The sequence below is a fragment of the Paenibacillus phytorum genome, assembly GCF_013141715.1.
GTDB lineage: Bacteria > Bacillota > Bacilli > Paenibacillales > NBRC-103111 > Paenibacillus_E > Paenibacillus_E phytorum.
In genome coordinates this window covers 110,028-132,268 of the sequence record NZ_WHOA01000039.1, presented here as the reverse complement: position 1 = coordinate 132,268, position 22,241 = coordinate 110,028, and the positions used below count along the sequence as shown (strand labels likewise).

Sequence of the window (22,241 nt, the reverse complement as noted above, 5' to 3'; positions counted from 1 at the left end):
CCATTGCAATTTGAACAGTTGTACTACGAGAGTGTAGCTTAGCTAAGCGGTGTCCACTTTCTTGACAGAAGAGCATAATATTGCTTATCCTTTCTAATATCGGGGCACCTCATGAAATAAGACCACAGCACGCGCTTATTATCTGCACACACTACATTCTAGGCCGTATTAGCAAACAATAAGCAAGCTTAGCTTGCTTATAAAATCAAAACAGGGGCTATTCAGACAAATAAGCAACCTCAGCTGCCTTACCAGCCTAATGAAATGCGTAAACGGCTCTTTCAAAACGCTTAAAAGCAAAAAAAAAGAGGCATGGTCGAATGACCCATACCTCCTTCTGTCATGCAGTTGTAATAAGACCAATCGTGCCATCGTTTCGGCGATAAACAAGTTCAGTTTTGTTCGAGTCTCTGTTAAAAAACAAGTGGAAGTTATGGTCCAGCAGCATCATTTGAAGAATGGCTTCCTCAACATCTTCCGGTTTATTAGGAACCGTCTTAACACGAGCTACTTCAAATGGGGAATCGTTTTCCCTGCTTATAGGCTCAAGGCTTCCAAATGCCCGCTCCTTTAACCCGCTTTGATGACGCATTCTATGCTTGATCTTGTCCTTTAACTTTCGTGTTTGTCTCTCTAATTTGTCGGCGACAACATCGATCGATGCGTACATATCATCTCGTTTTTCTTCTGCACGAAGCACAACCCCTTTGCATGTGATCGTTACTTCTACAACATGAATTTGTTTATGTCCTTGAACGGATAAAGTGACATGCATGTCACAAGCCTCTTCAAACCAGGATTCCAGTCGTCCCAATTTGCGTTCCACATATTCCTGTAAGGAAGGGGTCACTGTTAAATCTTTTCCATGTAAAATCATTTTCATTTTGCTCATCTCCTATGAGAAAAAGGATTCCAAATCTGTTAGCACTTTCTCAGTTAATGGAAAAACAAGTTGTTCTTCCATGGTAAAGTGGTCGTTTAATATTAAACATGCCTGCACGAGATTAGATGCCGCCTCCGTTAACCGCTTCTTCACGACCAGAGGTGTTACCTCAATAATAGCTTCTTGAAAGGATTGAATAAATGACATGCCAAGTTGGTGATCTTTTTCCAATACCCAAAAAGAAGGCATGATAGAGGGCGTCGATTGACGTTGAAAATAAGTTAACAGGAACGGAAACAATTCCTGCTCCTCCCATTCAGAATGTCGTTCCAGCTCCTCCACAAATTGAGCGGTCTGGATTCTGAGATCTTGGACAAGCTGCATTCCCTTCACTGAATCATCCGATAGAATGACTTCCTTGGCACTCGTTTCAATCGTCCTGAGTTTTTCTCTCAATTCTTCATGCTCTACCCTCAATCGATCGGTAGCAAAAGCAAGATCATCCGGGTTTGAAGAAGCAATCCCCGAATTATAGCTTGTGGAATGAATCACCATACAGAGTCCCTCCCAAGGTAATCGTTTCGTTCGCTATCTATCTTTAGTATAGCTGCACGAGCAGGTGCACGCTGTGCGATACATCACACTAACCGCCAATATGAGACATTTCGACCTTATGTGCAGGAGTCGTCTGTGCTAGTCTCGTTTCGGAATACCGATCCTGACGCTTTCCCCATACTTGAACAATCAATGATCTTAGATCTTCATCGCTTGCGCCGCCCCTGATCACACTTAGCAGGTCCGTCTTGTCTGAAGCAAACAAACATGTATACAAATGTCCTTCCGCAGACAGCCGGGCTCTTGTACAAGTACTGCAGAACGCCTGAGTCACAGAAGAAATCAAACCGATCTCTTGCTGAGAACCCTGATAACGATAACGCGTTGCAACCTCGCCTGTATAATTCGGTTCCACCTGTTCCAGCGGCATTTCTCTATGAATGATTTCGATAATCTCTTTGCTGGGAACGACATGTTTCAAATTCCATCCATTACTATTCCCAACGTCCATAAACTCAACAAATCTTAAAACGTGCCCGCGCTCCCGGAAGTATTTGGCCATTGGAACAATATCCTGGTCATTAACCCCCTTCTGCACAACCATATTCACCTTCACGGATAATCCTGCAGAAGCCGCTGCATCGATGCCTTCCAGCACTCCTTTTGCCGAAAATCCTCTCCCGTTCATGGCACCGAATCGCTCATCATCCAAACTATCCAAGCTCACTGTGATTCGTTCTAATCCAGAGTCTCTTAACTCCTTTGCCTTGTGTTTCAATAATGAACCATTGGTTGTAACGGCAATATCCTTGACGCCCGCTATTTGGCGAACCAGGGAAATGATTTTGCCAATATCTTTGTTTAAAAGGGGCTCTCCGCCTGTAATCCGTACTTTCTCTACGCCAAGAGATATAAATATCCGCGTTAACCGTTCTAATTCTTGAAGGCTGAGCAGCTTTTCTTGCGGAAGAAACCGATAATTGGGACCAAAGACCTCTTCGGGCATACAATATCGGCAGCGGAAATTACAGCGATCCGTTACCGATATCCGTAAATCGCGAAGCGGCCTTTGAAGCGCATCTGTCATTGGTGGAACTATCTTATCGAGGTTTTCCATATTTCGCCTCTCTCAGTACATAGTAAATTCGTAGGGAAGAGGGATAACCTCTACTTGCTGGCCGGCAGCAATTCCTTTAGAGCCCGCTGGTATCATGATGATGCAGTTAGCATCTTGTATGGATATAAGCATACTTGAGTTATTTTTTTCTAGCACACTTACCTTTACTTGTTCATTTGAATATATCATGCGTCCTCTTATATATCGATCGTGCGGACACCCTTTATCATAATCATTCGTAATAATCGCTTGAATGTAATGCTTACATGGGCTTTCTATTCCTTGCATGGCAAGCAGCACAGGCCGTACAAGCAGTTCAAAACTCACGAAGCAGGCGCCGGGATTGCCGGAAAGACCGAATACGAGCTTATTATTGATGACGGCTGCTGTAGTCGGACTCCCGGGCCTCATTGCAATCTTATTGAAGAGCAGCGTCGTATCGTTCCCGCTCGTTGTAGTAAAGAAATCCGCCATTACGTCATAATCCCCGACGGAGACCCCTCCGCTAACAATAAGCATATCACATTCTTCCAAGGTATTATTAATCGTTCGGTTGACTTCATCTATATCATCAGGGGCAGTTCCGATCTTGACAGCCAACCCGCCATATTGTTCAATTTGTGCTACAAGCATGTAGACATTACTATTACGAATTCTCCCAGGTTGAAGCGGCTCCCCCACAGAGATCAATTCACTTCCAGTCGTTAACACGCCGACGACGGGTCGACGGAAAACAGGAACTTCTTTATACCCCATGGAGGCAAGCAGTGCAATTTGACCTGGCCCTATTCGAGTACCTGCGCCCATCAACAGCTGACCTGTCGTTATTTCATCCCCGACCTTAGTAATATTCTGTCCATGGGCAACCTTATGCTTAATACGGATAGAAACTTGTCCTTCCTCCTGATACTCCTCTGTCTGCTCAAACATGATGACGGCATCCGCTCCGTCCGGAACGGCCGAGCCCGTCATGATACGAATCGCTGTACCAGGAACCACTTGTTTATTCGAAGTATATCCGGCAGGTACTTCATCAATCACTCTTAGACATGCAGGATTCTGTGGAGTAGCAAATAAGGCATCTTTACTCCAAACCGCATAACCGTCTAACCCGGAGCGACGAAAATGAGGCATACAATCCTTCGAGAACAGAGGTTCCGAAATTCTTCTATGTAAACAAGAATCAATCGAGGTATACTCGTTCTCCAGCTGCAGGACATGCTGCATAATCAAGTTCTGGGCATGATCAACTTTGACGGCCTTGCGAGCAAACCTCTTGCTCCGGTTTATCATGATCAATAGTCCTTTCCTACAACGCTTAGCTTATTAATTGAATCATAAATCTTTATGGTAAATGTAGAAGTGATATTAATCACACATGCATATATGTAAAAAAGAGGTAACACGGAACACCAGTGTTTACCTCTTTTATTTAACCGTTCGGGTTCGATAGCTGCTGGCATTCACGGAACGCGAAATGCTTGCACCCAAGACATTGAGAGTAGTTAAGTTTTGTTAATGCAAAGCTAACGGCTTCTCCTGTTTTTTCAAAAATGTGTCCCTTCCCAATGCGTTCGTCTAATCTTGTTTTTTGGAGCATTTGGCGTGGTTGGGTTTGGATTTCGGAAATGAATACAAGGCCACCATGTTTTTTAAAGTGGTTGACGATACTTGATAAATTAGATTCTCCTGTTGTGTCTATATAGGGAACATTGCCCATTTTCAAGATTAGCACCTTGGGTTTGTAATTGATCTCGTCCATGATGGATTTCTCAAACATATTCGCAACCCCGAAGAACAAAGCACCTTCGACAGTGTAAATACTGATTTGAGGGCAATTATGCTGCTCATTAACCATATAGGCTGATACTCTTTCGTTCTTATCGTAAGGGTCAGGCAAGACCTTTGCAGAGATTAGAAGGTCGCTCATATGTTTCACAAAAATGATACCGGACAAGACTAATCCAACCTCAACAGCCGTTGTCAGGTCTATAAAAACAGTAAGGAGGAAGGTAATAAGTAAAACCAATGACTCCGTAGTTTTGGTTTTTAGCACGTGAGTGAATTCTTTGCGTTCGCTCTTATTCCAAGCAACAACCATTAGACATTCCGTCAGCAACTACAGCTGAAAGTAAGGACTCGATGCCACCTAACATGGCAATTACAAAAGCAGGTTTTATCAATGATTGAATGTGTTCAATTGAAAGTTCCGGAAAGTGTATACTAGGTAAACTATTTGGAATTGCTCCATAAGTAGAACCAATAGTAGCAATCTTGTCAGGATAGAAGATTGATGCTGCGGTAGCAGAAATTAATATTCCCACTAATGAACCAGGGATTTTAGGGAACAGCTTTGGTGTCAGAATGATAAGCATCAGACAAATCACAGCAGTTAAAATACTGTACATATTGATTGTTGAAATGTGAATCCCTAATTCCTTCATATTGGAAAGAAAATCTTGATGTTTTTGAAGATTACTTAATCCAAGGAAATTGGCAATTTGGCCTGTAAATATGGTAGCGGCAATTCCTGTGGTAAAACCTATTGTTACAGGACGCGGAATAAATTTGATTACGCCACCTATTCTAAAGATCCCCATGAATAGCAAAATGACTCCTGCCATAAAGCCTGCGATAAGCAAGTTGTCGTACCCATACTGCATAACAATCGCAAATAGAATGGGTATAAACGCTCCTGTTGGACCACCAATTTGAAATTTCGAACCACCAAATAATGAGATTAGTATCCCTGCAACTATCGTTGTGTATAACCCATATTCAGGTTTTACTCCTGATGCAATGGCAAACGCCATCCCTAATGGAATGGCGACAATACCTACAATCAGACCTGAAATCAAGTCTTTTTGAAATTTTATTCGATTATAGCCCTGAAATCTGCCACTAAAAGAGAGCTTCATATCCAATCCCACCAATACTAAATATCTGATTATTTGAATATATATAAAATCATATACCCAGAATTATCAGGTGTCAATTTCATTTTTCTTGGTCAACAATACGGCTTACGCCTCCCATTGGTGAGGGTGTTAATGATTGCGGTATCTGCTCAATTGAGGTTCTGGATGATGTTGCAGAAAGTGCAACAATTGCTGCCTATATCTCGCCTATCTCCATTCGTTGTTGCATCATGTACAACAATTTGGTCCTAAACAGGCCATTTTGTAACAGATGGGCTAAAATTGTTGTACAAACTGCAACTCAAGTTGCAAAATAGCCTTTTTGGCGTGAGAATTGTTGTAGATAATACAACATTGCTAATCACTATAGCCCAGCTACCCTCATGAAAGCTGAATGGTTCTAAATACACCAGGATAATATAGTCACTTACCGAATCATTATGCTGGCATATACAATTTCATTCTGCTGAGCAAAATCCATAGCTTACCATGCTAAATAGAGGGAAAGCGTCGCCTCCCCCCTTACTTCCAAAACTTATTAATGAGTTACTGATTTTTTATATTTTCTAACATAGAAATAGCATTCACAAGATGATTGTCAAAAATTTGCTTGGCAACAATAAGCAGGTCTTTAATTAGAGGGTCTGTTAGGGAGTAGATCACAGAGGTTCCGTCTTTACTACCACGAACAACGTTTTTATTTCTTAATACGGATAACTGTTGTGAAACGGCAGAACCTTCACTGCCCAATATCGTTTGAATCTCATTAACGTTTTTATCGCCTTCGGCTAACACTTCAAGAATTCTTATACGCAATGGGTGTGCTAACGCCTTGAAAAAGTCGGCTTTAAAATGCTGTATTTCTTGAAACATCACGTTCTCCCCTAATGTTCGGAAATTTGAATATATCTATCATATCATAAAACAAATAGCATTATCCGATTTGAATCTATGCGAATGTATGTGAAATATATCACATACATTCGCATAGGCATGATATATAATAAAATTATAAAACAGAGAAGGAGTGGTTACTATGACAACCCTGCATAATGAGAATTTAGAAGCATTACGTGATGATTTCTGCTGCGAGTATGGACAGTTATTTGCTGAAAGAGTTGGTGGGTTACGAGAACAGGATGAACAAATCACACAACAGCAATTCGAACCGCCTACTGAAAAATTGAATGCGATGAAGTATCTGCATCAAGCCGGCCTTCAAGAGGAGTACCTGTTATGACTTTCTCTGCAAAAGAATATAACCAGTAGTGCTGGAATCCCATCCAGCGCTACTGGTTTTTATTTTTTAAATAATATCCATCCCCATATCAATGAGATTCCTCGCTCTGGCAACTTCCTGATCTGTTGGTGTAGGACATTGTTCTAAAGGGTACTCTTTCCCCATTTGCTGCCACTTATAGACGCCCATTCTGTGATAGGGCAGCAGCTCCAATTTACTAACATTGGGCAATGAACCGATGAACTTGCCGAGTTCGAGTAAATCCTTATAATCATCCGTCCATCCAGGTACAAGCACATGACGAATCCAGACAGGCTTATTGATCTCATTCAGATGTTCAGCAAAGCGCAAGATACGATCATTCGGCTGTGCCGTAAGCGCGATGTGCTTATCCGGATTGATCTGCTTCAGATCGAGCAGTACTAAATCCGTCACATCCAAAAGCTCCTGTGCATGACTCGGCTCACAAAATCCGTTCGTATCCAGCACAGTATGCAGGCCCCAGCGCCTTTTGCATTCGGCAAACAAACGGGCTAGGAAGGGAGCCTGCAAAGTTGGCTCCCCGCCCGTTACAGTAACTCCACCGCCTGAACGGCGATAGTATTCAAGGTAAGGTTCAATCTCATTAAGAATCTCCTCTACATCCATCTGTTTGCCTGTATTCATTTCCCATGAATCCGGATTATGGCAGTACTTACATTGCAGCGCACAGCCCTGCATGAAAAGAACAAAGCGGATACCCGGACCGTCAACGGTGCCAAAGGAGTCGAAGGAATGTATGCGTCCTTTCATCGGTCTGCTCCCCTCTCTATATTACATCGTGCCGTGAAAAGTACGATGTATCACATCAAGCTGTTGTTCCTTGGTCAGCTTGATGAAGTTCACTGCATAGCCGGAAACACGAATCGTCAATTGTGGATATTGCTCCGGATGCTCCATTGCATCCAACAGCTTTGCACGGTCAAAAACATTAATATTCAGATGATGACCGTAATTGGCCATATAGCCATCGAGCATGGAAACAAGATTCGAGATGCGTGACTCCTCTTCCCTGCCAAGTGCCTTCGGTACAATCGAGAACGTGTTGGATATGCCATCAAGGCAATGCTCATAGGGAAGCTTTGCAACAGATGCCAATGAGGCCAATGCACCTTTCCGATCACGTCCATGCATGGGATTGGCGCCTGGTGCGAAGGGTTCTCCAGCTTTACGGCCATCTGGGGTACTTCCTGTCTTTTTCCCATACACGACATTTGATGTAATCGTCAGAACGGACATCGTTGGCACTGCGCCACGATACGTCTTATGCTTCCTAATTTTATTCATGAACGTTTCCGTCAATTGAATGGCAATGGCATCGACACGCTCATCATTATTGCCATACTGCGGATACTCGCCTTCAATTTCAAAGTCGACCGCTATGCCATTTTCATTGTGGATCGGGCGTACCTTTGCATACTTAATCGCGCTCAGTGAGTCAGCCACTACGGATAATCCCGCGATACCCGTTGCCATGGTGCGTACAATTTCACGATCGTGAAGAGCCATCTCCAGCCGCTCATAGCAGTACTTATCATGCATATAGTGAATAACGTTAAGTGTGTTCACATACAGCTTCGCCAGCCACTCCATGACGGCATCGAATTTCTCCGCCACTTCTTCATAATTCAGAACCTCGGAGGTCAGTGGAGCTAACCGGGGTCCTACTTGTATCCCAAGCTTCTCATCCACACCGCCGTTAATTGCATAGAGCAGAGCCTTGGCCAGATTGGCGCGTGCGCCGAAGAATTGCATCTGCTTGCCGATGCGCATCGCGGAAACACAGCAAGCAATACCGTAATCATCCCCATAAAAAGGCCGCATTAGGTCATCATTCTCATATTGAATCGAACTGGTCTCGACCGATACTTTGGCACAGTAAGCTTTGAAGCCATCCGGCAGCCTGGTTGACCACAGCACGGTCAGGTTCGGTTCTGGTGCAGGCCCTAGATTGTATAAGGTATGCAGAAAGCGGAAGGAATTTTTTGTCACTCGCGCTCTGCCGTCCAATCCCATGCCACCAATTGATTCTGTTACCCAAGTAGGGTCTCCACTGAAAAGCTCATTATAGTCGGGGGTACGTAAAAATTTGACGATGCGAAGCTTCATAACAAAATGGTCAACAAGCTCCTGCGCCTCTACTTCCGTCAATGTTCCATTAGATAGATCTCTTTCGAAATAGATATCTAGAAAGCTCGATACGCGTCCAAGGCTCATCGCCGCTCCGTTCTGCTCTTTGATGGCTGCCAAATAAGCGAAGTATAACCATTGAACCGCTTCAGTAGCATTCACTGCCGGCTTCGCAATATCGTAACCGTAATTTTTGGCCATCTGTTTTAATTCACCCAAACTGCGAATTTGCTCAGAGAGTTCTTCGCGCAGCCGAATGACATCTTCGGTGATCGCATCCACTTCCATTTGTAGAAGGTCTTTCTTCTTTTCCTCGATCAACCGGTCCACGCCATACAGAGCGACACGTCGGTAATCGCCAATAATGCGACCACGGCCGTAAGCATCAGGAAGCCCTGTAATAATTGCAGCCTTACGCGCTATTTTCATCTCCGAGGTGTATGCATCGAACACACCTTGATTATGCGTTTTGCGGATATCTGTAAATACTTGTATTATTTCTTCCGGCAGCTTAAAGCCATATGCTTCGCAAGCATCGATAACCATGCGAATACCGCCGAAAGGCTGTACAGAACGCTTCAGTGGAGCATCGGTTTGCAAACCGACAATTTTCTCTTTGCTCTGTTCGATATAACCTGGCGCATGCGATGTAATTGTGGACACCGTCTGGACATCGATATCCAATACACCACCATTTTCTCTCTCCTTGCTCGTAAGCATACTGATAAGAAACCACAGATCATCTGTTGCTTCTGTAGGACCTGCCAAGAAGGAATGATCTCCTTCGTAAACCGTCATATTTTGATCGATAAAATCTTTCACATCAATTGCCGTTTGCCATTTACCTTTTACAAACCCACTCCAACAACGGCCTGTCTTTAAGTCCTCTTCTCGTATTGCCATGATGGTACCTCCTTAGGTTTGTGAGATTAAAACTTTCCGTAAAAAGCATTGCGATAAACATCAGCGAGCTCTGTCACAAGCGGCATCCGAGGATTCGCTGTTGTACATTGATCTTCAAACGCCCGATCCGCCAAGTAATCTACACGCGTCTCGAATTGTTCCGCATTGAACCCCAAATCCTGAAATTTCTCAGGAATACCCAGGATTTTATTCAGCTTACGGATGGCCTCGATGAGACTGTTTACTCCTTCTTCCGTTGTCTTTGCTGGAAGCCCCAGCATACGCGCGATTTCCGCATAGCGTTGATCGGCTATGAAGTGATCGTATTTCGGGAACGAAGTGAATTTCGTCGGTTTTTGGGCATTATAGCGAATCACATGCGGCATCAATATTGCGTTTGTGCGTCCATGTGCTGTGTGGTATTCACCGCCCCATTTATGCGCCAAACTGTGATTAATGCCAAGAAAAGCATTCGCAAAGGCCATACCGGCTATCGTTGAAGCATTATGCATTTTCTCGCGTGCAATTGGATCTGCTGTGGCAAACGATTTCTCAAGATTTTGGAATACCAATTGGATGGCTTTCATCGCTAAACCATCAGAATAATCATTCGCCATAACGGACACATACGCTTCAATGGCATGGGTTAGGACATCCATTCCAGTATCGGCTACCGCAGTCTTCGGCAAGCTGTACACATAATCAGGATCAATGATGGCAACGTCAGGTGTAAGCTCATAATCAGCCAGTGGATACTTGGTATTGCCCTTCTCTTTATCTGTAATCACGGCGAAAGACGTCACTTCCGAACCAGTCCCAGAAGTCGTAGGAATCGCGACGAATTTCGCTTTGCGGCCTAGACGCGGATATTTGTAAACCCGTTTACGGATATCCATGAATTTTTGCTTTAGGGCATCAAAGCTCGTATCCGGATATTCATAGAACAACCACATCGCTTTAGCCGCATCCATCGGTGACCCGCCACCCAACGCAATAATGCAATCCGGCTGGAAGCTTGCCATCTGTGCCCGGCCTCGTTCCACCGTTTCAACAGATGGATCAGGCTCCACATCCGAGAACACTTCGATATAGACAGGCAGCTGTCGTTTACGGAGATAATATTCCACACGTTCAACGTAACCAAGCTTTACCATCATCGGATCCGTGACAATCATTACCCGTGTAATGTCAGGCATTTTTTCTAAATACTGTGTAGCTCCTTTTTCAAAATAAATCTTTGGAGGTATTTTAAACCACTGCATATTGACGGTACGGTAAGCAACACGCTTCACATTGATCAGATTCACGGCGCTCACGTTAGAAGTTGTGGAGTTATGACCGTATGAACCACAGCCAAGTGTCAAGGAAGGCAAGTTTGTATTATAAATGTCTCCAATAGCACCGTGAGTGGAAGGTGAATTGACAATAATACGTCCTGTTTGAAGTTTATCTGCGAACGCCTGGATGACCTCCGCATTCTGAGAATGAATGACGGAGGAATGTCCCATACCGCCAAATTTGACCACTTCCACAGCCCGATCAATGCCTTGCTCAGCATTCTTCACTTTATAACAAGCGAGCACAGGGCTAAGTTTTTCAGCCGATAATGGAAATGCCTCACCAACGCCGGCTAACTCCGCGACTAGTATTTTCGTAGTCCCAGGTACCTTAATACCAGCCATCTCAGCGATTCTCGCAGCAGGTTGACCTACAATTACCGCGTTAACCGCACACTTCTCAGCGTTAATCACCAATTTGGAAACAGCTTCCGTTTCCTCTTTATTTAAGAAGTAACAACCTTGTTCAGTCATCAACTTTTTTGTTTCCGCGTATACCGAATCTTCAATAATAACCGCTTGTTCCGAGGCGCAAATCATCCCATTGTCAAACGTCTTCGATAAGATCAAGTCATTTACGGCTTGCTGCAAATTCGCTGTTTTCTCAATGAAACAAGGCACATTGCCAGGTCCAACGCCCAAAGCTGGCTTTCCGGTACTGTAAGCTGCTTTCACCATCGAAGACCCTCCCGTTGCTAGAACAAGCGCTACGTCCGGATGATTCATTAGGAGTTGAGTAGCTTCCACAGATGGATGCTTTACCCATTGAATGCAATGATCCGGTGCGCCTGCTTTAACTGCTGCCTCCAGTAATGTCGCCGCAGCCGCACTGCTGGATTGTTGTGCAGATGGATGGAAGGCGAAAATGATGGGGTTGCGCGTTTTTGCAGCGATTAATGACTTGAACATCGTCGTCGAAGTCGGATTGGTGACGGGCGTCACACCAGCGATAATGCCCACAGGTTCTGCCACCATTCGGTAGTTCTCATACGAGTTTTCCTCAATCACTCCAACCGTCTTGTTATTTTTAATGCTGTGGTAGATATATTCAGTAGCAAATAAATTCTTGGTGATTTTATCTTCGTACACACCCCGACCGGTTTCTTCCACAGCAAGCTTGGCGAGAACCATGTGCCTATCGATGCCGGCTAATGCCATTTGCTGAATAATTTGGTCAACCTGCACTTGATCTAGCTTCAGAAATTGCTGCTGAGCTGCCTTCGCTCTGGCTACCAGCTGGCCCACTTCGTCTTGAGCAGAAATCTGTTCAATCATCTTCGCTTCTTTTGTTGTCATGGTTCATTCACTCCTTTATTTTCTATCCATGTGAAGCCGTTATCTTGTTGTTCTACCTTTAGAGTAAACTTATTCAAGAGCCCCAACTATGACAAAAATCACAAGATGAAGGTTTAGAATGATTAATTCCTTGAACAATTTGTGAATATTTTCACATTATAATTTACTGGTAAGGCGGCAGTTCTATTTTCATAAAACTTGCCGCCTTGCTGCCCTGCCGACCCAAACGCACATAGCCGACAATGCTCAACGTTTTTCCCGCATTATATTTAGTGTGAGCCAAGAACTTTCTGTTTTCTACGGATCCATATAACAAATCCAAACACGATGACACACGTCATGGATACCCATGAACTATATAAAAAAACTTGTCTCATCCCGTAAGCCGAGCTCATAATTCCACCCAAGAAGCTGCCGATAATACGGGCGGCTCCAAGGCTGAGCAAGCCGTTGAGTGTTTGACCGCTAGCCTTCCATTCTGAAGGCACTTCACGGTTGATAAACGTAGCAAGCGTAACGGAAAGCACGATGAAAATAAGTCCGTGCAGCAGCTGCACCGGTAATATCCAAAGTGGATTCCCGATTAATGTAAACAAGAACCACCGGATGGAGGATGCGAGCGCGGCCATAATCAGAATTGCTGATATAGGGATGCGTTTGAAAATCCAGCCGGAAAACAGAAGAAACGGCAGCTCACTAAGTGAGGAAATCACCATCGACCAGCCTAGCAGCATACTGTCTCCTCCCATCTCCTTGAAGTAGATTGGAAAGAATGCGTAATAGTAACCCAAAGTGATTTGAACAACAAAGTTGATACCCAAATAAAACATCAGTTTACCGTTTCGGAAGAGCTCACGGAAACGCCTGCCAGTTACGTTAGTCTGGCGGCCGGCAGCTGGTGGAAAGCGCCAGAGGAGCAGCAATGCGGCGGCCATGGTTCCGGCGTAGACAGGGAACATCGAGCCAATGTGCGACTTGGCTGCAATGCCGAAAGCAAGAGACATGACAGCGAAGCCCACTGTACCTCCCAGGCGAATCCAACCAAAACTCCAATTGGGACGCCGATCCAATTCTTCCAACGTAATCGCATCGCTGATTGCAAATATGGACGTCTGAAAAAACGTAAACACACAGATTAGCACAAGCAGGTAAATGAAATGATGTGAGAGCGGGAAGAACAAAATGGAAACACCGCTACCAATCAATAAGAAGCGAAGCACGCTATTCTTCGTCTTGGCTCGGTCACCCAATGCCCCCCAAACCGGTTGGCCAAACATCGCAACCAAGGGCCCTAGGCTAAGAAGCATCCCGATTTGCTCTTGAGAAAATTTAGCGCTATGCAGGTAAATCGGCATAAATGTGCCATAAACAGCATTTCCCATGTAAATGACTACGTAAAACAACAAAAAAGCGTTCATCTTCGTTGTCAGCCCCTTCTTTCCTTTTTAGAATAATACGACATTTAAGAAGCAATCTCTTCCATTTCACGAACGAGAAGTCGGCAATATAAACTGTACGTCAGTGTAGTCTGCGGTTCAAGAACTTTTTTTGTAATTCTGGCGCCGCTAGCATGGCCATAGTCTTACTCCCATTAAGGCTTCCCGCGTCGTTCGACATAGCGTCTCAGAGGAAGGAGTCTATCATTTTTTGTCGAATTTTATAGGTACTATTAACTACTTCAGGAGAACATATGAAAAAGCAATTTAATAGCCCTAATATAGATCATAAGCCAAGTAATACTGCTGAAGCTTTCATTGCCTTACAAAATGAAAATGATTACCTCAAAAAAACCTTCCTCGATATCGCCCAAGGTATTGAAAGTGAGGTCGCAGAAAGTTTTTTTGTTCACTTGGTACAATATCTAGCTCGCGTCTTAAAATGCTCTTATGCTTTCATTGCTGAAGTTGATCATCACTGTGTAAAAACAATCGCCATGTATAAGCAAGGAGAAATGATAGAGCAATTTGAATACAATTTGGAACATACACCTTGTGAAAATGTTGTAAATGAAAAGCGTCTGTGTTGTTATCAAGAGTTTGTGCAGAATTTATTTCCTTTGGACTCGGATTTGACCAGATTTGATATTCAAAGCTATCTGGGTATTCCTCTTTTACATGTCGATGGTAGTGTAATTGGCATACTTGTTGTGATGAATGATCAACCAATTCATGACAAGACTCTTACAGAAACAATACTGAAAATTTTCTCGTTTAGGGCATCTGCTGAGCTAATTCGATTGTTGGAAGAGAAAAAATTAAAAATAAGCGAGCAGAATTTACTAACTTTAATTCATACTATGCCTGACATCGTTGTTTTTAAAGATGGTAAAGGCAGATGGGTCGAAGCAAACAATACGGTTCTCCAACTATTTGAGTTAGAGCAAGATACATACAAAGGTAAAACGAACAGCGATTTCCAAAAAACCAATGAATTTCACAGAGAGATGTTCATTACATGTGAAGAAACGGATCAAGAAGCTTGGGAGGCACGCAAACCGATCATTTTCGAGGAAGAAATTAAACGTTCAAATGGTGCAAGTTTGATGGTTGAATATACCAAAGTGCCCGTTTTTGATCATAAGGGAAACCGACAATGGCTCATTGTTATTGGCCGCGACATTACGGATCGGAAATTAGTACAAGATAACTTAATAGGTCAAAATGATATTTTGGAAATGATCGCAAAAGGAAAACCCATAGGTGATATTTTGCATCGAATTATTGAATTAGTCGAACAACAAAGCGGCGCTATTTGTTCGATTCTTTTATTGGAAAACGAACAGTTGAAACATTGTGCAGCTCCAAACCTGCCTGAATCCTATGTTCGTGCGATAGATGGCGTGGAAATAGGACCAGTAGTAGGTTCTTGTGGTACAGCCGCTTTCTACAATACCAAAATCATAGTTTCTGATATCGGGAATGACCCTTTATGGAATGACTATCGCGAGCTTGCATTAGTTCACGGGCTAAGAGCTTGTTGGTCCGTACCGATAACGGATAAAAAAAATCAGGTGCTTGGAACTTTCGCCATGTATTACAAAGCTCCGCATTCTCCCCAAACTTATGAGACTAAATTGATTGAACGAGCGGCATATCTTGTAAGTTTGGTGCTTGAACGGGATAAAGCGGAAGCAACCATTCGTCACATGGCTTTTCATGATTCTTTAACAAAACTTCCAAATCGAAAATCGTTTCAACATATGCTTGAAAAAGCCATCGTTGAAGCAAAACAGAACGATCAAATCGTTTCCGTGCTTTATCTTGATTTAGACCGCTTCAAAATGATCAACGATTCCATGGGGCACTCCTTGGGAGATGTTTTACTGCAGAATGTTTCTGATCGTTTGAAAACCATAATTATGGATAGAGGCGTTGTCTCACGTCAAGGCGGAGACGAATTTACAATATTGTTACCGGGCACATCCAAAGAGGAAACGGAAGTTATTGCTAAATCAATTATGGTTGCTTTAACTATACCCTTTCATATTCAAGATCAAGATTTGTATATCTCAACTAGTATCGGAATCAGCCTGTTTCCTTTGGATGGGAGCACTTTCGAAACATTAATCAAACATGCAGATATCGCGATGTATCAAGCGAAGAAGCAGGGGGAAAATTTACACCAGTTTTATGTAAAAGAGAATGAGTATCCCGCCTCTGAACATGTAAAACTCTACAGAAATCTAAGAAAAGCATTAGACAACAATGAATTTGTTCTTGTTTATCAACCGCAATATGATATAGAAACGAAAGAATTCATTGGTGTAGAAGCATTAATTCGGTGGAATCATCCCGAGAAGGGAATCATCTTTCCATTGCAATTTATTCCATTTGCCGAAGAAGTTGGACTCATTGTCCCAATCGGGAAATGGGTCTTGCATGAGGCCTGTAAACAATGGCGTTTATGGATGGATCATAACCATCTTGGACGTACATTAAAAATGTCCGTCAATCTATCCTCGAGGCAGATGTATGAACCGGACTTAATTGAATTGATTTCCAAGATTTTGAATGAAACAGGCATGGATCCCCATTCTTTGGAAATTGAAGTTACGGAAAGCATCACGATGAATCTTGACCGTGCAACGATGCTGCTTTCCAAACTGAAAGGCATTGGAGTAAGCATTTCCATTGATGATTTTGGTACGGGGTTTAGTTCATTGGCGTATTTGAAGAACTTCCCCATCGACCGCATTAAAATAGATCGAACATTTATTAAAGACCTATCCAATGATATCAGCGATCAAAACATTGTGAAGACCATCATCGCCTTGGGTATTAATTTAAATCTAAAAGTAATCGCTGAAGGCGTCGAGTCTGAGGATCAGCTTAATCTTTTAAGAAACTATGGTTGTCATGAAGCGCAGGGATATTTTCTGGGCCATCCGATGTCTGCGGATCACATCGCTAAGATTATTTATTCGGAGTAGATTCTTTCAGGGAAATAGAAGTACCCCCGGAAAATAACTCCAGGGGTACTTTCTATAGGCTCAAAAATGCATGCCATATGAATATGACAAACCAAATAACAAAAAGACAATCCGTCACTAAAAAAGTTGTATTAATAGAAATGCTTTTCTTATGGTTGTTTCTACTACTCAAATGATCTTGCTTACATGTATCATTTGCTTCATTATCCAATAAATGTACTTTCAATTTGTTAAGATGATTGGATGCAGAAAGTAAAGCAGAGATTGAAACAACCGGCCATAAGAATAAAGCTATCAACAATACGGCTAAAGCATTCATTAAGTACTCATTTGGTAAAACAATCTTCCATTTAATGATTATCATGGCTACAAGATTAAAAGCAAGAATACCTAGGCCCAAATAACCTATTATTATTCCTTTTTTCTTATTTCTCATATGAATCTCCATATCGTTGCTTTCCCGCAATTTGGCTATCAGATTAAAGCGTGTTGCCTTATTCCGGATCTCTCAAAGCATTCTTGAACCGCCTGTCTCAAAATGCTGCAGCCCTGCTCAAGCTCCTCCATCGATATAGTTAACGGGGGCATCAGCTTGATGACAGCATCTTGACGGCCCACTCTTTCCAAAATGAGTCCCAACTCATAACAGCGGCTGGCAATTTCTTTGGAAATGTTCTCATGCTTGCTTGCGGATACATCAACGCCCCAGAGCAGACCCATTCCCCGAATCTGGATATCCTCGCTTAACGGAGCGATTTCCTCCTGCAAAAACCGGCTGACAAATTGAGCTTTCAGATGAACCTCCGCCTCTAAGCTATATAACTCCCCGTACTCCAGTGCAGCAGTTGCACCGACAAACGCCATTTGGTTGCCGCGGAAAGTCCCATTATGCTCCCCTGGGTTCCAGATATCCAATTCCGGCTTTAATAAGGTAATGGCCATCGGAAGACCATAGCCGCTTATCGATTTGGACAACACCACAAGATCTGGAACGATACCCGCCCGTTCGAAAGAGAAAAACGGACCTGTTCGGCCGCAGCCAACTTGAATTTCATCGCAAATGAGCAAAATATCATGACGAGTACACAGCTCGCGAAGACGCTGCATCCACTCAATCGGCGCTTCATTCAGGCCTCCCTCCGCTTGCACGGTTTCAAAGATAATGGCAGCCGGCTTGTCGATACCGGAATGGTCATCCGTCAGTACCTCATCTATATATTTGATCGTGTCAAATGTACGCATGTAACCGCATGGAAAAGGCATAAAGGAAACATTGTGTAAATCCGTACCCGCTGCCATTCTGTGGTACAGGTTGCTGGTTGCCGATAAGCTGCCAAGCGACATGCCGTGAAAAGCCCCCATAAAGGAGAAAATACCCGAACGGCCTTTGACTTTGCGAGCCAGCTTTAACGCCGCTTCCACAGCATTCGTTCCGGTCGGGCCGCAAAATTGAACTTTATAATCAAGCTCTCTCGGCTTCAAAATGAGCTCTGAAAATGTATGCAGAAACGACTCTTTCGCCGAAGTAAACATATCGAGGCCGTGGGAGATGCCGTCCGATTCCAAATATTCGACCAGCTTACTTTTGATGTAATCGTTATTGTGACCGTAATTCAAAGCGCCCGCTCCCGCAAAAAAGTCGATAAACGTTCTACCGGACTCAGCGTACAGCATAGAACCTTTTGCTTTCGTGAACACATCGGGAAAAGACCTGCAGTAAGAACGTACATTCGATTCCATTTTTTCAAAAATAGACATGAATTCCACTCCTCTTATCTTTCGATTGATTTCATGAAAGCATCCTTCTCTTACGCGGTGACAGGTTCCGTCTCGTGCTCTTTATGCGATTGCTGCCGGTACAGCTTTGCATATATTCCTTCTCTGGATAAGAGCTGCTCGTGGCTTCCCTTTTCCTTTACGACACCTTGTTCCATCACATAAATGACGTCCGCCTGTTCGACAGTAGATAGCCGATGAGCGATCATCAGGGTCGTCCTGTTTTTCATCAATGTATGTAAAGCACTTTGTACCCAAAACTCGGATTCAGCATCTAGCGCTGAGGTAGCCTCATCGAGCAGGAGAATCGGGGCGTTTTTGAGCAAGGCCCGGGCAATGGCAATTCGCTGACGCTGTCCTCCGGATAACGAAGTTCCCCGCTCGCCTACCATCGTATCGTAACCGTCTGTCAGCTCCATAATAAATTCATGCGCATAAGCCGCTATTGCCGCATCCCTCAAGTCTTGATCCGTGGCATCGGGTTTGCCGAATCGGATGTTATCGCCAATCGTACCGTGAAACAAATAAGGATCCTGTGGAACATAGGCAGTTAGCTCCCGAATTTCGGAAAGCTTATAATGACCCAGCGGTTTGCCAAGCATGCGGATCGTCCCGCCTTTAGGCGGATAGAAGCCGAGAAACAGCTTCATGACTGTGCTTTTACCGCTGCCACTGGCGCCAACGAGGGCGGCTACCTGACCTTTCTGCACGGAAAGTGTACTCCCGGATAGAATGCCAGCAGCAGTACCGTAATCGAAGATCACTTCGCACATTTCCAATTCTGCACTTGGAATCGCCTCCTGCTCGCTGCCCTGCGGGGGTACGGACGAATACCGGTCCGGTTCCGCCCTTTCATCAAGCAGTTCGAATACGCGTGCGGCCCCGGCAAATGAATGCTGTATCAGAGAAACGATGCTGCCAAGCTGCAGAAATACCATCGAAACACCCGTTTGCAGCTGAATGATTTGCCCTAGAACGCCGAGCTCGATCATATTCTGCGAATACATGATAATCCCAACAACGAGCATTCCGCCTAAGCTCATGAAGTTAATTATGAAATTCACTGCTTCAAGAAGACCCGTTTGATGCCCCTGCTTCATCGCTGAAGCTGTGACCTCCCCATTCCTATCATGGAAACGTTTCGTTACCGTACGATGAAGCGAGAACATCTTGATCACTTGCAGACCAGCGAGCAGGTCAGCCAAACGTTCGGTCAAACCGCCGGTTTGCGCTTGAAACCGATCGCTTATTTTTCGTAAAGGGCGTGCGAAGCGCGTATTGATCAAGATGGACAGCACACCGAGCACCAGCAATACCAAGGCAAGCCGCCAATCGAGTACAAACATAACGGTCAGGGAGCCGACCAATGTCAAGCATTCTACAATGATCGATTTCAAATGTTCAGTAAACGTTTGTTCCATCAAGTGCATATCATTCGTCGTTCGCGAAACGATATCTCCGGAATGATGGGATTCATAATAGCTCTGCGGCAGCCGTCCCAGCCGTTCGAAAACGAGCAGCCGGATGTCCACCATCGTTTGTTTCACACTGCGATGATACATATAGCTAAAAAACGGCGACAGTACACTCAGCATGACGAACGTGCCGCCAACGATCCAAACCGCCTTCATCAGCACAGCCTGATCGCGATGAACGGAAAATTCAAGTAAATATTGAATAACAAAAGACATCAGGATAGCAATGCTGGCATTGCTTAGGCTATCTCCGATTAATCCGATGAAATACCTTTTACGGCGCAGCTGCATAAAAGACATCAGTCGTTTAAATTCCTTGTAGGACTGCCTAAGGAACATGACTTAAGCCCCCTCTCTGTCCGCGCTGGCGGTACCATCTTGCAGCACAAATTGTTTGAAGTACAGCTTCTTGTAAGGACCATTGCTGCGGATTAATTGTTCGTGTGTGTTGCATTCCACAATTTTCCCATCGCTCATAAAAATCACACAATCCGCTTTATCAATCGTTGTCAGGCGATGCGAGATGACGAGAACAGCACGGTCTTTCATCACCCGTTCGATCGCTTCCTGAACGATGGCTTCGGAGTGCGTATCGAGCGCGGATGTCGGCTCATCCAGCAGCAGAATCGGCGCATCCTTCAACAGAGCGCGCGCGATCGCAATCCGCTGCTTTTGACCTCCGGACAAGGAACCCCGTTCTCCGATGACCGTTTCATACCCTTCAGGCTGCTGCATAATAAAATCGTGCGCATTCGCTTCTTTGGCCACCCGTACGATATCGTCACGGGTCGCATGAAGGTTCCCGAAACCGATGTTCTCAGCAATCGTCCCCGGAAACAGGTGGGTGTCCTGAGAAACGAGTGAGATTTGGCTGCGAAGCTGCTTCAGATTCCACTCATGTAAGGGCCTGCCGAGCACCTTAATCGTACCGCCCCCCGGCGACAGTTCGTAAAAGCCGCAAAGCAGCTTGAACAGCGTACTTTTCCCGCAGCCACTGGAGCCTACAAGAGCGATCGTCTGCTGATTTTGCAGCCAAAAACTTAAACCATTCAGCACATTCGTTTGTCCGTCATAGGAGAACGTGACGTTCTCAAATTCAATCGGTGCCGCATTTAGATCCACATCTAGGAATGAGTGGATGTCCTGCTCCACCGACATATCAAGAACATCAAACAACCGCCTGGCTGCCCCGGTCACTTCCTGTACCTGAGCGGACAGCACCGGGATCATCGATATGGGCTGAAGAACAAACGAAAACATATACAAGAAAATGATGATGTTGCCAGATGTCAGTTCGCCTCTTTCAATCAAGTAGCCGCCGATGGCGACCATAAAAATGAGCGGTGTTGAAAGCAGTAGAATACTGATTGGCGACATGAGCGCGCGACGCTTTTCGAGCAGCAGGCTTTTGAACAAAACCTGCTGCATCACTTTGCTATACTTTTCGAAAAGCGTATCCTGCCTGTTAAAAGCTTTGACCATCGAGATTCCGCCGATCATATCTTGGGTGACCGCATTAGCAGAGCCCAATTGTTCCTGCAGCTGTTCGGAATATTTGCTGATCGGCCTGCTCAATACGGCGGTAACGGCAATGCCAACAGGCAGCAGGATGAGACTGAACAGGATCAGCTTCCAACTCGTAAGCAAAAGAATCGTAAGCGCACTAACAAAGACGACCGGCATGTAAAATATATTCGCAAAATGGTGGATAAAAAAGTTTTGCAGCACCGTCGTATCATTCGTCAGACGGGATACGAGATCGCCCGATTGCTGCTTCTCTACGGTGGAAACCGGCAGGTTCTCCAGATGATTCGCAACCGCATTGCGCAAATCGCGCAATGCGTAGGCACTAAACCGGGTTGAAGCATATTTGATCAAATACTTCGAGATCACACCGATCAGTGCCATAATGCCAATGAAACCTGCGGAGAACAGCAGTTTATCCGAAGAGCTGTCGACCATTTGCTCAATCAACTTTCCCATCCCGATATCGACGCCTGCAGCCATGAGCGAGGTTACAATCGTCAGAAGAACCCAAAAGCTGTAAGGCTTAATATAGGCCATTAGCCGAAAGAAAATCGGCTTCGGTCTTGGTGGCTGCGACTTGCTTTTTCGACTGGCCAAAGTATCGCTCCTCTTCATC

Annotated in this window: 15 protein-coding genes and 1 pseudogene; 2 read left to right on the top strand and 14 right to left on the bottom strand. The window is 44.4% G+C overall.

From position 1 onward, the window contains the following. Window positions 1–340: 340 nt before the first annotated feature. The 6 genes and pseudogenes from hpf to GC098_RS06830 all read right to left on the bottom strand — a co-directional run bounded on the left by hpf (window position 341) and on the right by GC098_RS06830 (window position 6,346). Window positions 341–883, bottom strand: a complete 543-nt coding sequence (hpf, locus tag GC098_RS06855) for a ribosome hibernation-promoting factor, HPF/YfiA family (RefSeq protein ID WP_171642227.1) — start codon at window positions 881–883, stop codon at window positions 341–343. 12 nt (window positions 884–895) lie between these two features. Next, a complete protein-coding gene (locus GC098_RS06850; protein ID WP_171642225.1) occupies window positions 896–1,438 on the bottom strand; it encodes a hemerythrin domain-containing protein in 543 nt (180 codons plus the stop codon). A gap of 88 nt (window positions 1,439–1,526) precedes the next feature. After that, a complete protein-coding gene (gene moaA, locus GC098_RS06845) occupies window positions 1,527–2,555 on the bottom strand; it encodes a GTP 3',8-cyclase MoaA (protein WP_246358462.1) in 1,029 nt (342 codons plus the stop codon). A gap of 12 nt (window positions 2,556–2,567) precedes the next feature. Then, a complete protein-coding gene (locus GC098_RS06840) occupies window positions 2,568–3,848 on the bottom strand; it encodes a molybdopterin molybdotransferase MoeA (protein WP_171642223.1) in 1,281 nt (426 codons plus the stop codon). 139 nt (window positions 3,849–3,987) lie between these two features. Next, window positions 3,988–5,473: pseudogene (locus GC098_RS06835) on the bottom strand (SulP family inorganic anion transporter). A gap of 546 nt (window positions 5,474–6,019) precedes the next feature. Continuing rightward, window positions 6,020–6,346 carry an ArsR/SmtB family transcription factor gene (locus GC098_RS06830; RefSeq protein WP_057305576.1) on the bottom strand — a complete coding sequence of 109 codons (327 nt, stop codon included), beginning with the start codon at window positions 6,344–6,346 and terminating at the stop codon, window positions 6,020–6,022. Window positions 6,347–6,509: 163 nt separating this feature from the next. Between GC098_RS06830 and GC098_RS06825 the strand changes: the two genes are divergently transcribed. Further along, window positions 6,510–6,713, top strand: coding sequence for a hypothetical protein (locus GC098_RS06825; protein WP_171642221.1), 204 nt, complete (start codon window positions 6,510–6,512; stop codon window positions 6,711–6,713). Between the two features lie 66 nt (window positions 6,714–6,779). Here the strand turns inward: GC098_RS06825 and pflA are convergent, their stop codons facing one another. The 4 genes from pflA to GC098_RS06805 form a co-directional block, all read right to left on the bottom strand. Then, on the bottom strand, window positions 6,780–7,505 hold the full coding sequence (gene pflA / locus GC098_RS06820; protein ID WP_171642219.1) for a pyruvate formate-lyase-activating protein: 726 nt from the start codon (window positions 7,503–7,505) through the stop codon (window positions 6,780–6,782). A 21-nt stretch (window positions 7,506–7,526) separates the two neighbouring features. Next, entirely contained in the window at window positions 7,527–9,785 is a 2,259-nt protein-coding gene (pflB, locus tag GC098_RS06815) for a formate C-acetyltransferase (RefSeq protein ID WP_171642217.1), read from the bottom strand. Between the two features lie 26 nt (window positions 9,786–9,811). Beyond that, complete coding sequence (adhE, locus tag GC098_RS06810; RefSeq protein WP_171642215.1) at window positions 9,812–12,418, bottom strand: bifunctional acetaldehyde-CoA/alcohol dehydrogenase; 2,607 nt, start codon at window positions 12,416–12,418, stop codon at window positions 9,812–9,814. A gap of 269 nt (window positions 12,419–12,687) precedes the next feature. Next, on the bottom strand, window positions 12,688–13,836 hold the full coding sequence (locus GC098_RS06805) for an MFS transporter (RefSeq protein WP_171642213.1): 1,149 nt from the start codon (window positions 13,834–13,836) through the stop codon (window positions 12,688–12,690). Window positions 13,837–14,108: 272 nt separating this feature from the next. Here GC098_RS06805 and GC098_RS06800 point away from each other — a divergent pair, with 272 nt between their 5' ends. Continuing rightward, window positions 14,109–16,847 (top strand): EAL domain-containing protein, encoded by a 2,739-nt coding sequence (locus GC098_RS06800; RefSeq protein ID WP_171642211.1) that lies wholly within the window; start codon window positions 14,109–14,111, stop codon window positions 16,845–16,847. Window positions 16,848–16,899: 52 nt separating this feature from the next. Here GC098_RS06800 and GC098_RS06795 read toward each other — a convergent pair whose 3' ends face one another. The 4 genes from GC098_RS06795 to GC098_RS06780 are packed head-to-tail and all read right to left on the bottom strand — an operon-like array spanning window position 16,900 to window position 22,222. Next, entirely contained in the window at window positions 16,900–17,283 is a 384-nt protein-coding gene (locus GC098_RS06795; RefSeq protein ID WP_171642209.1) for a hypothetical protein, read from the bottom strand. Window positions 17,284–17,321: 38 nt separating this feature from the next. Further along, window positions 17,322–18,605, bottom strand: a complete 1,284-nt coding sequence (gene ectB, locus GC098_RS06790; protein WP_171642207.1) for a diaminobutyrate--2-oxoglutarate transaminase — start codon at window positions 18,603–18,605, stop codon at window positions 17,322–17,324. Window positions 18,606–18,655: 50 nt separating this feature from the next. After that, window positions 18,656–20,437 carry an ABC transporter ATP-binding protein gene (locus GC098_RS06785; RefSeq protein ID WP_171642205.1) on the bottom strand — a complete coding sequence of 594 codons (1,782 nt, stop codon included), beginning with the start codon at window positions 20,435–20,437 and terminating at the stop codon, window positions 18,656–18,658. A gap of 3 nt (window positions 20,438–20,440) precedes the next feature. Next, a complete protein-coding gene (locus GC098_RS06780; RefSeq protein WP_246358460.1) occupies window positions 20,441–22,222 on the bottom strand; it encodes an ABC transporter ATP-binding protein in 1,782 nt (593 codons plus the stop codon). Window positions 22,223–22,241 lie beyond the last annotated feature (19 nt).

What these genes read in the sequence shown, in the direction of transcription:
- hpf (WP_171642227.1), bottom strand. Translation starts at nt 883, where the DNA reads ATGAAAATGATTTTACATGGAAAAGATTTAACAGTGACCCCTTCCTTA.
- GC098_RS06850 (WP_171642225.1), bottom strand. Translation starts at nt 1,438, where the DNA reads ATGGTGATTCATTCCACAAGCTATAATTCGGGGATTGCTTCTTCAAAC.
- moaA (WP_246358462.1), bottom strand. Translation starts at nt 2,555, where the DNA reads ATGGAAAACCTCGATAAGATAGTTCCACCAATGACAGATGCGCTTCAA.
- GC098_RS06840 (WP_171642223.1), bottom strand. Translation starts at nt 3,848, where the DNA reads ATGATAAACCGGAGCAAGAGGTTTGCTCGCAAGGCCGTCAAAGTTGAT.
- GC098_RS06830 (WP_057305576.1), bottom strand. Translation starts at nt 6,346, where the DNA reads ATGTTTCAAGAAATACAGCATTTTAAAGCCGACTTTTTCAAGGCGTTA.
- GC098_RS06825 (WP_171642221.1), top strand. Translation starts at nt 6,510, where the DNA reads ATGACAACCCTGCATAATGAGAATTTAGAAGCATTACGTGATGATTTC.
- pflA (WP_171642219.1), bottom strand. Translation starts at nt 7,505, where the DNA reads ATGAAAGGACGCATACATTCCTTCGACTCCTTTGGCACCGTTGACGGT.
- pflB (WP_171642217.1), bottom strand. Translation starts at nt 9,785, where the DNA reads ATGGCAATACGAGAAGAGGACTTAAAGACAGGCCGTTGTTGGAGTGGG.
- adhE (WP_171642215.1), bottom strand. Translation starts at nt 12,418, where the DNA reads ATGACAACAAAAGAAGCGAAGATGATTGAACAGATTTCTGCTCAAGAC.
- GC098_RS06805 (WP_171642213.1), bottom strand. Translation starts at nt 13,836, where the DNA reads ATGAACGCTTTTTTGTTGTTTTACGTAGTCATTTACATGGGAAATGCT.
- GC098_RS06800 (WP_171642211.1), top strand. Translation starts at nt 14,109, where the DNA reads ATGAAAAAGCAATTTAATAGCCCTAATATAGATCATAAGCCAAGTAAT.
- GC098_RS06795 (WP_171642209.1), bottom strand. Translation starts at nt 17,283, where the DNA reads ATGAGAAATAAGAAAAAAGGAATAATAATAGGTTATTTGGGCCTAGGT.
- ectB (WP_171642207.1), bottom strand. Translation starts at nt 18,605, where the DNA reads ATGTCTATTTTTGAAAAAATGGAATCGAATGTACGTTCTTACTGCAGG.
- GC098_RS06785 (WP_171642205.1), bottom strand. Translation starts at nt 20,437, where the DNA reads ATGTTCCTTAGGCAGTCCTACAAGGAATTTAAACGACTGATGTCTTTT.